Here is a 12,696-nt window from a genome sequence, read left to right as displayed (position 1 = left end):
CACTTTTTAAAAACGGACTTTGTCATTCTGAGCCTGTCGAAGAATCTCTTCTTTTTCATTTTTTGCTCATCCAAAAAACGAAACAAAAAAAGATGCCGACAGTAGTCTCTCAATGATTCAACTAAATAAATTATTTCCATAAAGTTGGCAACTCGCTCCACTCAAACACTCCAACTTTTTTTATTCCAATAATTTAGAATTGAATTGCATTTCGATTCTAAATCGTCGGATTTTTAACTCTTTTTTTAATATTCAAATTCACTATTTAACAACGAATTCCAAAACCGTCCTTGCTGAAAAGTCGAGCGTCAATTCGGCGTAAAGAGCGTTAAAAATGATTTACTGTTCGCATTTTACATGCGAATGATTCAAAGCATTTAGCGAGTAGCCGTTATTGACCGACTTGTAAGCACTATACCTAAGCTCCACTGGAGCTTCTCCTTTTAATTTCAAATGTTTTTTCATCAAGGAAAAAATGAATGTAAAATACTTTCTATCACTTTTTTGAGAGCAAAAAAGTAATCAAAAAACTCTTGTCTTTGATTTTCGACGGTCAAAATAAGTTTCAGCCATTCAATGTTTTAAATCATTTGCTGCGCAAACAGTAAAACATTTTAACCATGCCTCTCAACTTTTTGACACTCGCCTCCAAATCATATGACATTTTTATGATCCTTTTTTCTAAGTTCAAATTCGTTGTCACTTTTAACAGCTCTAAAATCTCAATTCTCATGTCTCAAATCCAATCTGTAGATTTTACTTTCTACATTTTCGCGCGCGCGTTCGTCCACTTTTATCCTATATTCCTGCTAAAAATATCCCCCTCCAACAGTTTTAAAAATTACATTAATAAATGAAAACTAAAAATTAACACTAATCACTTTATGAAGATCATTTACTTTCTTCTTAGGGTGTCTTCGGGGGATAACTGTGTGAGTATTTGTTTATGTTATATGTCTTTTCTTTTCTGTCTTTCTGAACTCGTTTCAGAATCCCATCCAATATGATATTCCAAAATATATTTCTATCACTTTTCAATTCCACGAGAATCGAATAACCATCTGTGTATTTCTATTTTAAGAAACACATATTTATAGAGAGTGTATTTCACTTGATTTGTAGAGGAATAAAATCAAGTATATTTATTGTATGAAGTTCAATGCGATTGTAATGGTAGAAATACCCAAAAAACAAAAAGGCATGGAACTTACAAATCCGAATAGAGGTACTGCCATACCAGGAACGAAAAAGTAAGCCCACGCCCTAAGACGTGAGCAAAGATACTTATTTTCCCGTTCCTTTTGAAAATTGGCAGTTTTCTATTCAGGAAAAAATAAGACTAAGCTTATATATTTATTTTAATAAAAATCTCTGTATTAATTTTATACATTCAAAAGTACAAATTAAAATTGAATAGTACAATATATTGTACCATTATTTTATTCAAATAGTTACAATTTTATTTTTAACTAAGAATAAAATGACAGAAAAAGAGAAATTAGGTAATTATTTAACCTCTTTGAGAAAGAATATAAAAAGTTCAGATTATAATGATAGAAGTATATCACAACAAGAATTAGCTGATAAAACTAAAGGGCTCTCTAAAAATACATTATTATCTATTGAAAATGGAAGTGCTAATCCAACTCTAGATTCACTAATTATATTAGCTAATGCTCTAAATCAGGATCAATTAAATATTTTTAATTTATCAATAGATGTTAAGAAATATATTAAAGAGAATAATCTTGATTTTTAGTTTAAAAAAAATATAAGACATTAAGTAATTAAAAATGTTTAGTTTAAGATGAAAATACTAAATTTGAAATGAATTTAAGTCATAGGCATGACGTTCATTTATTACTCAGGTGTTGGTTTTTAGGTTAAAAGTTCACCTGAGTTTTTTATTATATATAAACACATCAGATTAATATAAACAAAGGGTTCTATATAGAACCCTTTGTTTATTTACACAATAATACGTATAGTATTTTTTATATATTTGACTTTACAAAATATACCTTATAAATAAATATTATGAAAAATTACTATATTGATACTGTAAATGTAATTATTAATGGGGTTGAACAAGAATTAGTTACCATTACAGGTATGGGAGATTACAATATAAATATAATTAAAAGCAAGGCTATTGAAATTGTGAAACCTCACTATCCTAATTCTATTTTAGCTGCTGTTATTTTGGAACATAAAGAAGTTGCTTTGGAAGAGTATAAAGCAATTACAGGAAGTAATCCACCGTGGATTTGAATTTAACGAAAATAATATTCTATCTTCTTTTATAGATTGGTTTAATAACTCAAATGTTAGAGCGGATTTGAATCAAAAAATATTTTTCTGTTTAGTTAAAGATGGTTGTCCTCCACAGTACAATGAAGAAGTATTTGACCAGGTAATGGATCAGGTGGAAAATTTTAAAGATAAAGAATAGAAAAGAGAACCATTATGGTTCTCTTTTTATTTGATTATGACTCTATAACTATATCTTGCACATTTAATATCTGAGTTTTTAAATTAAACTTATCAAATTTATACTTCATATATCTTGATGTGAAATCATCGTGTGTTGACATTATCATTTGATAGTCTTGAAATTCATTTCTAACTAATTCGATAAAAGTGTGAACATTTAAGTCATCCATAGTTTGAACAGGGTCATCAATCGATAAAAATTTAAAGTGTTGATTCGTATTGTATACCTTATTCAATGATAAGCAAAACGCTAATGAAACAACAGCCATTTGACCAGAACTTAAATGATAAACAATATCGTGGTCAGAACTATTCCCAGTTTTAAATGTTACAAAATTAGATAATCCAGTAGTATTGATATCAATAAAAATACCTAATCCTTGCTGATAACTTTGTAGAATTTTACCTGAATACACATAAAACGGAATTTTAATTTTTTCAATCATTTCCCTTTTATGCTCCTTAATAATATCGCTTAATGAAGTCTTAACTGGTTCTATTTTTGACAGTAATATCTCAACTGCTGAAAATCTATTTTTTAAAAAGTTAAGTCTTACACTTGAAACTTTATTCAATTCGTTTTTAATGTATGCTTTTTTACTTTCAAATTGTTCTATTGAAGTATTTTCAAATTTTTCTTTATAGTTAAAATATTCAGTATATAAAATCTTATCAGTAATTAGCTCTTCTTGGAATTTAAAAAGTTCTAAAATATTTTCTGTTATATACTTTTTAAGAGCTTCTCTTTTAGGTTCTAATTCTTCAAACAAATGCGGTACTTCTTTAAATAACAAATCATTAAAAGATTCAGTATTCAGACCTTCAATTTTCATTACATAAGTTTCTATATTCGTTAAATATGATTCCTGTTCTCTAAGAATTCCTAAAATCGATTCATCATATTTAAAATTGTCTTTTAGGAATAATCGAACCTTCTCTTTTATTGATTCGTGGTATTTTTTTAATTCCTCTTCGAGTTTAGCTTTATCCTCTAATCTAGATTTATCAAACTCTTTAATTAAATCAGTTTTGGCTGTAATTGCTATTTGGAGCTCTTCATACGATGTAAATCTTGAATTACAAAGAGGACAATTTGTATTTGAAATATGATCGCTTTCAATTACATTATTATAATGTTCATTTAATAAATCACGTTCTGCATTAAAATCAGCTAATAATTTACCAATCGTTCCTAAATCTTCATTTAACTTGATTATAGCTTGTTCAAGCACCTTATACTCCTCGTACTTTACTTCATCATTAATAAATAAGTCAAAATATACTTTATCAATTAGTTCATTTGGTTTAAGATTCAAATATCTATTAGCATAGTTTATTTCAGAATTATGTGTAGTTAATTTTGTATTTAAATCTGGAGTATATACATTTTTAAAAAGGAAAGCATTTAATAAATTATTATGCCCTAATATTCTTTCATTTATAAATTTATACTTTATTGATTTGTCATATTCATCAACTGAAAAATTTTGCTTCAGATTAATTAAGTTATTTAAAATATCAATAAAGCTTCCGTATTTTATTTTAGCTTCTTCAATGGAATCTTCATCGAAAACAACTTCTTTGTCAAAATCATAATCTTTTTGGTCGAATAAACGTTCATAAACTAGATATTCATTATCTGATAAAGAAGATTCTATTAACTCAATTTCTTGATTTAAGCTTCTTTTTTGAGTGGATAATTGATTCTCAACTTTTGTTATCTTATTTTTTTCCTCTTCTTCCTTACTAATATTAAATAAGAAAGATAATGATTGTCCCTTATCTTCCTCCTTTTGTCTTAAAAAGTAAATATTATCTTCTTGTTGAATGTAATTGAATAGATAATACACCGATGACAGATCTATTTCAGTACCTACTCCATAAATTAATTGATTGATATATTCTTGCTCAACTGGAACTAAATGTGAAAAATCGTTATTTTCAAAATCATCAATATTAGTACTATAATAAGTTGAAAAAATATTTTTTGAATCTACTGGAATAAAATTCTTTCCTTTATTTTTCTTTTTAGGAGAGTTAACATCGTCATAGTATTTTATAATAACACTATACTCTTTTGTTTCCGTATTATACAAGCATAATTTTATTACTACATCCTTATTATCAGTGTTTTGAAAAAAAGGTTTCTTTCTATTCGATCTATGTTGTTGAACATTTTCAAATTGCTCAATTCTATTAAAATTACTTGTAAGGCAAATTTCAATGACCTCGAATATTGTTGTTTTACCGAAACCATTAGGACCTGAAAGGACATTGATATTATGATCAGTGTTTTTAAAATCAAAAATTACCTTGTCCTTAATTCCTTTAAAATTTTCTATGTAAATTTTATCAATCTTAATCATTTGATAATGAATTTAAAATGGTTTCAATGTTTTGATCAACGTTCTCTCCTGGTACAAAAAAATCAATAGCCATTATTTCATCAAACTTTTCAATGACTGTTTCTTTTATTATATAATTATCTCCTAAATCTTCTGTTATTTTAGTTTCCAACGTTTTGAATTGGTTATCAAAACTAGGTAGTGTTATAAAAGGTATTTTTATATAAAGTTGCAGTATAAATAAATATTCTTCTAGCTCCGTACTAAATCCATTTGTGTAATAATTGTCAAAATTATCTTTGTCGCTTAACTTCGCCTTTAAATCAGATAAAATAGTATCTGTATTGATACCGCTAATACCATTTTCCGTATATAGAATTACGTATTTTTTGAAGAAATACTGATCTTCTTCAAGTAGTAATATCTGTTGTTTGTACACCTCCAATGCTTTGATATTTTCACATTCTACAAATATTAAGAGAGAAGTGTTTTTTTCAATTGAAGTACTAGTGCCTGATTGAACTAGTTCATTAAAAAAATCTAGTAATTCTTTATAGGAAGGAATTACCTCAATTGAATTTTTATTTTCGATCGTTTGAAATTCTGTTTCCTTTAGTTTTAAAGTTAAATAGAATTGATTATTGTCTTTTGAATAATAACCTTCCTTCTCCTCAAAATTTGATTCTTCGAAAATTTTATTAATTATTGTTTGTATCATTTAGTAGTTGAATTGCGTTTTCTCTAGAAATTAATTTTGTATTTGAGTAATACATAAATCGATCACGATCTTTCTTTGATTCTTCGGTTTCTTCAAAATTGTCTCGGAAAGAAGGAATATTTGGCGCAAAATCTGCATTAATTTCTTTGTTAATCAATTGGTGATTTTCCCATAATAAACTCATTGATTCTAGATTTTCAATGATATTTTTAACTACAGTAGTAGTTCTTTTTGGTTCTTTAATTATGGATGTAATAACAAAATCAGAATTGAGATTGTCTTTTCTATATTTAATTAAATTTTGTTCTTGTAAAGGTTCTAATTCCAATACTTCAATTAATAAGTGAAAAAATACTTGGTCTAAACCATCTTTATTAGCAAGTATTTGTGATTTATCTAAATCTTTTATTGGTTCACATATATTTAGATATTGCAAGAATCTCTTGAAATTATCGTCATCTAAATCATTAATCTCTTTAACAACTCCATTTTCTAAAAAATCACGTTTTTCATCTGATATGCTATCCTCAGTAATGACTTCTATAAAAGTTTCATAAAATATTTTACGGCATTCGTATATACCTTGTCTTTTAAAAAGTGATTGATCATTTATAATATCAGCTATTTCTTGTAATGAAAATTTAATATCAAATAGAGCTTTTGAAACCTTTTTATGTTCATTTCTAATTCGATTATCTAATTCAAAACTTAATTTTTTGTACGCCAATTCAGCTTGACTTGGATTTGCGGGAAATATTTTATTAAGTTCTAATAAAATAAAATCTTCAACTTCTGTCGTATCACAGTGAAATTGAGTAGTTGAATATGGATATCTCTTTATATAAATTGGTATAGTGTCTGTTGTTTTAGCAATATTATTATCCCAATCTACAACTTCAACAACAGTGTGTAAATAATTATCATTTGAACACCATTGCCCTGACTCATAATTACCAGTGGGAATTTTTTTCTTATTAGCATCTTTTACATATTTCCCTTCAGCATCTGTTTCATAAATAGATTTCCCCCTAAATACATCAATATAATTATTTTGACGATTACCATCTGAATAATAAGCTTTTACTTGATGCACTGAAAGAAAGTTTTTTTCACCAACTTGTGTTAACTCATAAATTGCAACATCCTCCGTATTTTCAAATTCTACAAAATAATTTGATAAATCAATATTAGGTTCTTGGAGCTTACGGAGTGCAACGAGTAAACCCACTTGACCTTGATGAGAATAACCACTCCAACTAGCAGTAGCGTTTCTATTATTCATAATACTTTTTATTATATTAGGTTGTTGCAAATATAACATTTCAATTATTAAAGTAACTTAAGTAACCAAACTTCGGCAAAAATATTTTTTTGCTTTTTGAGTTTCTGAAAAACTATTTCAAAAGAAAGTAAAAATAAATGCAAATCCGTAAAACAAAATACCTTCCTCTAATGTTATTTCAATCAATAGAAAAAATTCTATAACATCGTTAGCTGTTGCTCTACTCGATATTTCGAAAAAAAAATAAACTATAGAATCTCGATAATTGTTTTTAAGTGAGGTTTTTATCACGAGAAAAAACTATATTTAATTTCGTGTAAAATAATGTTAGTGGTCATTGGTAATTACACTCTATTTTAACAAGGGAAAACTAGAATATAATAAGTTGAATTATACTTTTTGTCTAGCTAAGTTTAGGTTACTGACACCAATTTTTAAATTATAATATGCAATTCTGTCATAAATTCAATATTGGTATAACAATTGACATATTTAGAATAATAGAAGTTCATTTACTTAAGATTGATAATTCAATCGAAAGTAAGGATTGCCGAAGAACGCCTTAGCAAAGTCTTAGTTCGAACCTTGATGGTTCTTGCCGTGACTATTTCAATTAAGGCTTCTGTCTCAATCTCGTTTGATACCGTTGTGTATGATAAACACAAACCCAATGAAACGATGGTAGAAAGCTATTTATTTAGTAGAGATGAGAGCCAATCTAGCGCCGAAATGTTAAAAAATGCGAAAGTTTTAAAAAACTTGCACAGAAAACAAAAAACCGTAAATTTGAGTAGTATGGATAGAACAACCAAAGCCCAAAAGAGCGAGTGCGCAGTGACAACCTATAACGCAAATCATTATGCGCACCGATTAAAGCTTAAGTTTTCTCTTAAGTGTGCGCTTGACATAAGATTGATAATTCAATCGAAAGTAAGGATTGCCGAAGAACGCCTTAGCAAAGTCTTAGTTCGAACCTTGATGGTTCTTGCCGTGACTATTTCAATTAAGGCTTCTGTCTCTATTATGTAAAGTTTATCGTACTGACAATATGTCATTCTAAGGGTCTTTGCACTACAAGAAATATGAGAAATAAAACACAAACACTTTTACAAATTATATCTGAAAAAGATATTCTTAAAGAAGCTTGGAGAAAGCTTGATAAATTTAACAAAGATTCACATGGTCTATCAGGAGAAACAATAGAAGCTTTTGAAAAAAATCTTGACGATAAAATTTCAATTATATCTGAAAATCTTAAATTAGGAAAGTATAAATTTCATCCGACAAGAGGTGTATTAATTGCTAAAAAAGGCAAAAATACATTTAGACCGCTACAAATTCCAGAAATATGTGATAGGGTTGTAATTAAAGCAATAGCAATTCAACTTGATGAGATTTTCGCTGAAACATTATCAAAAAGTAAAGGTTACAGTTTTGCTTATCAAAAAAGTATTGGAGTTAAAGATGCATTATTAAAAATTCAAGATCATTATAATAATGATAATAAATTTGTTTTAGAAGCAGATTTAATTAATTTCTTTGGAACAGTTGATAAATCAGATTTATTATCAAATCAAATATTTCCTAATTTACCTGATACCTCAATTAACCATTTAATTTTAGATGCATTAAGTCAGAAAGTTGGAAATTTAGGAGATTTCGATGCCGATAAAATTAAGTATTTTGAAAATGTAGATAAAGGAATTCCTCAAGGTAATGCTCTTTCTCCTTTGTTATCAAATATTTATTTATCTGAATTTGATCAAAAACTGATTGAAGATAATCTATGTTTGGTACGTTATGCTGACGACTTTGTAATTCTAGCCAAAACAAAAAAAGAATGTGAAAATGCATATCAAAAGTCTCTTAAATATCTTAAAGAGTTAAAATTAGAAATTCATCCATTAGGGAACGACAGTAAAACTAAAATTACTGATATAGATAAAGAGACTTTAACTTTCTTATCAGTAACTTTTAATGGAAAGCAATTATATCCATCCCTAGAAAACTTTGAAAAGTTTAAGGAGAAGCTATGGGAATTATTAAAAGGGAAAGTTGACTTAAATCTTATAGAGTTTCTTACAAAAATAAAAAACAGACATGATGGTTGGATATCTGCTTTTATTTATACAGACATTTATAGATATTCTGATGATTTAGACTATATTATCAATCGTATTATCTATATGAAATTAGAAAAAATAGATTGGAAATTAAAGGAACAAAGGTTAGATTCTTTACCTAAAAATTTAAGATTAAAGAATCAAAGTAATCACTGTATTTCAAATCTACAAAGAAGTAATTGTGGTATTCCAATCACAAATGAACTTGTTGAAAATAAAATTAAAAAGATTGAGGAAGAAGTAAAAAAAAATGATACTGAATAAAATATATTTGTGGTAATAAAGTTTTTATATTACTTCAAAACAATAGAATATCCTCGTTTATTTTTTTAACGAGGATATTCTATTTACGTGAAACCGTAATTTATTTTGAAGTAAATCTTGCATCTTTGGAATTATTATATAAAATATAGATGTTTTTACGAAATGGTAATATGTTTACTATTCTTAAAAAATTATTTTAATTGCAATTTTGCTCAAAACCATACTATTAAATAAATGAAGCCTATTATTAATGAATTTCAGTTTGAATATACTATTGATTATGACAAACCAATCTCAGTAACTGAGTTTACAAATTCACTTAATGCAATTTCAAATGGATATGAAAAGTTTTTAATTGATAAGTATGGTTCTGAAAGACCAGAAGCTGAATTATTTGTACAAGAAATAAAAAAAGGAAGTATTGTAACTACATTAGTTGAATGTTCTGCAATGATTCTTCCTTTTCTAGGAGATGTTAATACAGTTGTTGAATTTGGAAAGTTTATCAAATCAGGTTATGACTTTCTCTTGACTGGAAAAAAAACTGATGATTTTAAAGATTTAGATATAAAAGATTTATCAAATTTTCAAAAAATAATTGAACCAGGTACGCACAATAATAACAATATTATTATTAAAGTAAAAGGTAAAAACAATAGAGTTATTCTAAATCCATTATCTGTAAATGAAAATGAATCGAGGATAATTAGAGATAGAATTAGATCAGAAAAAAAGGAGTTAACACAAAAAGATAAATCTATTAAAACAAATCAGGCACTTTATTTAGATCAAATTAAGCGTGATTTAGATTCTAAAAAAGGAAACAGGGGTGTAATTAAAGAATTAAATGAGAATAGTTTGAATCTTATTTGGGAAAATGAATCAGAAAAACAAGAAATGTTAAACTGTGATGATAATCCATTAAAAATGATTTTCATAGTAGATGTAGAAATTGTTGAAGTGAACTCTGAAACTAAATTATATAAAATTCTAAAATTGCACGAAATAATAGAACCATAATGCTACTAACAAGAAGTTTTTTGTGAAAGTTTTATTAAGTAATGAATTGATATGTAATTTATTAAAGGAGTTGATAAATATCTCATTAGCTGATAATATGATACTTTCGTAAGTTAATTGTAATTGTAAGCTAAAATCAAATTTAAGATCTTTAAAAAAAAATAAGATATGATTATAGAAATTGATTTTGCAAATGACTTATTAGAACTCATAGAAGAAGAATTAAATAATTGTGAGAAAAAAAATCAAATTCAATTATTTAAAAGAAATTCAGTAATAAGGAGTGCAGATTTAGAATGGATGAATAAATACCAAAATTTTAGTTTTCCAATTTATTCATTAAATTCTACTAATACTCTTAGTATATATAGAGAATATTATGATTTACTTGTTAACGATTGGAAAATAAACCATCCTACGTTAGTTGAAAAAGGGATAGAAAAAACAATAATGAATCTAATGGATACTGACATATTTTCTGAAACTATTTATTATGCAATTAATGACAAAGTTTCAAAATTAGTTTATCAATATAATGATGTTTTAAAATCTACTGTTGAAACAAATAGACTATTTGGTATAGAAGATGAAGAAAGAATACTACTTATTCATCTAAAAAAATATCAAGAAATCTTAAATTCAGAAAATAAGCAAATTCAAATATTTCATGGCATTGTATTAAATAAGAGTATCAGTGATAATATTTTAAGAATCTACATTAGATTTATTAAGTTGAGACTTGAAATGCTAAATCCTTCTTTCATAGAGTTTAAGGAAGAATTTATGAAAATTCCAACAAAATTTGTTTGGAAAGGAAGTCAAAAAGACTTGTGTGAATTATTTGTAGAATTGCGAAAAAATAATTGGATTGATGAATTACAATGGGGAGATATTTCTAAATCAGCAAAAGCTATTTGTAATTTATTTGACTTAAGTCTTACTAGAAAAAATGATACTAGCGATGTTGAACAGTCTTTTTATCAAATTCTTAAAGGAAAACATAATCCTATAACAAAGGAAAGAGAATATAATGAAGTTTTAGGACTTACAAAGAATAGGAAATTCAATAAAATACAGAAAAATATCAGTTGATAATGTTATTTAATCGTAAATACTATTTTAAATGATAAGATTTTCAATTGTTTTAAGTCTCTTGTTAAATAATAAAGAGTTATTTTTTAGATTATTGTAATATTAAACTATGGGAAAAAACTATTTATTTGTAATTGCAATTGACAAATATTCAAATGGTAAAATTTTACCTTTAAACAATGCCGTCCTTGATGCATCAAAACTTATTAAAATACTTAATAATAAATATTCTTTTGATTTAATTTTAGAACCTTTATTTAATGAAAAAGCTACAAGAAAGAATATAATAGACGATCTAAATAGAATCTCTTATTTGATAACTAAAGAGGATAGCTTGATTATTTATTTTGCAGGACATGGGGAATTAAATCCTCTGACTAATAGAGGTTATTGGGTGCCTTTTGATGCTGATAAATCAATTAGTGACTTTGTGCCAAATTCTACAATCATTGATATATTAAGTGGAATAGATGTTAAACATTTGTTATTAATTATCGATTCTTGCTTTTCAGGTAGTTTTTTTAATCAAAGTAGATCGATATATGATCATTATCAAAAACTTAATAGTTTAAATTCAAGATGGATTATAAGCTCAGGAAGAAATGAGAAAGTTTCAGATGGCAGTATAGGTGAAGGTAGCCCTTTTTCTATCATATTAACAGAATATCTTAATAAAAATTCTGAAAGAACTTTTTCTGTAGGAGAACTTGCTGTTGCTGTAACCAAAGGTGTTGGAAGTATTTCAAAACAACAGCCCTTATTTGGTTCAATAAGAGAGCTTGGGCATCAGAATGGTCAATTAGTATTTAATATTAACAAAACATCTGTCCATGAAGTTTTTAATCATTCAGATTGCTTGAACAAAATTGTAATTTCCTATGAGACTTCTAAGATCTTAAAGGAAAACGGTATGTCGCAGGAAAGTATTTTTGCATATTATAATGTAAATGACAAAATAATATTAAAAAAATATGATACAGAAACTAATTTTCTTTGTTCTGCATTTACATATGAAGAGTTGGCTGAATTTATTCCGCAAGATATAAAAGTTGACAAACATACTTTTATAGCTAGTTATGATGGATATGATCAATTAGGAGACTTAGAAAAAGGTTCTTATGATTATGCTTCAGTTACCTTTCAAAGAACTGATATTTTAGAAAATCCGTTTATGGCTATATGTAGATGTAATGATAGGATGATTGCTTTTAGTAAAACAAAAGAAGGGTATTATAATAATTTAATTGCATGGGGTAAAAATCAAGCTGAAACTGCAGGGTTAATGTGGAAGATGTTAAAGGACGAAAATAAAGTATAGATTATTACTATGATCGATAAGAATTGTACAATTTCAAAATA

The 12,696-nt window shown here is 26.7% G+C and carries 11 protein-coding genes; 8 read left to right on the top strand and 3 right to left on the bottom strand.

Annotated elements, in window-relative coordinates:
• Positions 1-1,480: 1,480 nt before the first annotated feature.
• The 3 genes from E4J94_RS16005 to E4J94_RS17985 all read left to right on the top strand — a co-directional run bounded on the left by E4J94_RS16005 (position 1,481) and on the right by E4J94_RS17985 (position 2,452).
• Positions 1,481-1,759, top strand: a complete 279-nt coding sequence (locus E4J94_RS16005) for a helix-turn-helix domain-containing protein (RefSeq protein WP_135836793.1) — start codon at positions 1,481-1,483, stop codon at positions 1,757-1,759.
• A gap of 278 nt (positions 1,760-2,037) precedes the next feature.
• Positions 2,038-2,271 carry a hypothetical protein gene (locus E4J94_RS16000; protein ID WP_135836792.1) on the top strand — a complete coding sequence of 78 codons (234 nt, stop codon included), beginning with the start codon at positions 2,038-2,040 and terminating at the stop codon, positions 2,269-2,271.
• On the top strand, positions 2,219-2,452 hold the full coding sequence (locus tag E4J94_RS17985) for a type I restriction enzyme endonuclease domain-containing protein (protein ID WP_394346084.1): 234 nt from the start codon (positions 2,219-2,221) through the stop codon (positions 2,450-2,452). Before E4J94_RS16000 ends, E4J94_RS17985 begins: the two co-directional genes overlap by 53 nt.
• A 34-nt stretch (positions 2,453-2,486) precedes the next feature.
• On the opposite strand, the gene E4J94_RS15990 is transcribed toward E4J94_RS17985, so the two are convergent.
• From E4J94_RS15990 to E4J94_RS15980, 3 genes are read right to left on the bottom strand one after another with little or no spacing between them, the layout of a single operon-like run.
• Positions 2,487-4,859: an AAA family ATPase gene (locus tag E4J94_RS15990; protein ID WP_135836791.1), complete on the bottom strand. Its 2,373-nt coding sequence runs from the start codon at positions 4,857-4,859 to the stop codon at positions 2,487-2,489.
• The gene (locus E4J94_RS15985; protein ID WP_135836790.1) at positions 4,852-5,556 is read right to left on the bottom strand and encodes an ABC-three component system middle component 1; all 705 of its coding nucleotides are present in this window, start codon (positions 5,554-5,556) and stop codon (positions 4,852-4,854) included. Before E4J94_RS15985 ends, E4J94_RS15990 begins: the two co-directional genes overlap by 8 nt.
• Positions 5,537-6,838 (bottom strand): ABC-three component system protein, encoded by a 1,302-nt coding sequence (locus E4J94_RS15980; protein WP_135836789.1) that lies wholly within the window; start codon positions 6,836-6,838, stop codon positions 5,537-5,539. Before E4J94_RS15980 ends, E4J94_RS15985 begins: the two co-directional genes overlap by 20 nt.
• Before the next feature lie 522 nt (positions 6,839-7,360).
• Here E4J94_RS15980 and E4J94_RS15975 point away from each other — a divergent pair.
• From E4J94_RS15975 to E4J94_RS15955, 5 genes are all read left to right on the top strand, one after another.
• Entirely contained in the window at positions 7,361-7,867 is a 507-nt protein-coding gene (locus tag E4J94_RS15975; RefSeq protein WP_135836788.1) for a hypothetical protein, read from the top strand.
• A 53-nt stretch (positions 7,868-7,920) separates the two neighbouring features.
• The gene (locus tag E4J94_RS15970; RefSeq protein WP_135836787.1) at positions 7,921-9,225 is read left to right on the top strand and encodes a reverse transcriptase domain-containing protein; all 1,305 of its coding nucleotides are present in this window, start codon (positions 7,921-7,923) and stop codon (positions 9,223-9,225) included.
• Positions 9,226-9,459: 234 nt separating this feature from the next.
• On the top strand, positions 9,460-10,245 hold the full coding sequence (locus tag E4J94_RS15965; RefSeq protein ID WP_135836786.1) for a hypothetical protein: 786 nt from the start codon (positions 9,460-9,462) through the stop codon (positions 10,243-10,245).
• 168 nt (positions 10,246-10,413) lie between these two features.
• Positions 10,414-11,337: a hypothetical protein gene (locus E4J94_RS15960; protein ID WP_135836785.1), complete on the top strand. Its 924-nt coding sequence runs from the start codon at positions 10,414-10,416 to the stop codon at positions 11,335-11,337.
• Between the two features lie 109 nt (positions 11,338-11,446).
• The gene (locus tag E4J94_RS15955) at positions 11,447-12,655 is read left to right on the top strand and encodes a caspase family protein (RefSeq protein WP_135836784.1); all 1,209 of its coding nucleotides are present in this window, start codon (positions 11,447-11,449) and stop codon (positions 12,653-12,655) included.
• The last annotated feature ends 41 nt before the right edge of the window (positions 12,656-12,696 follow it).

This window comes from Empedobacter tilapiae (assembly GCF_004785645.1).
Lineage (GTDB): Bacteria > Bacteroidota > Bacteroidia > Flavobacteriales > Weeksellaceae > Empedobacter > Empedobacter tilapiae.
Note: the sequence above shows the minus strand (reverse complement) of the source record. Positions and strands in the feature narration are given on the sequence as shown.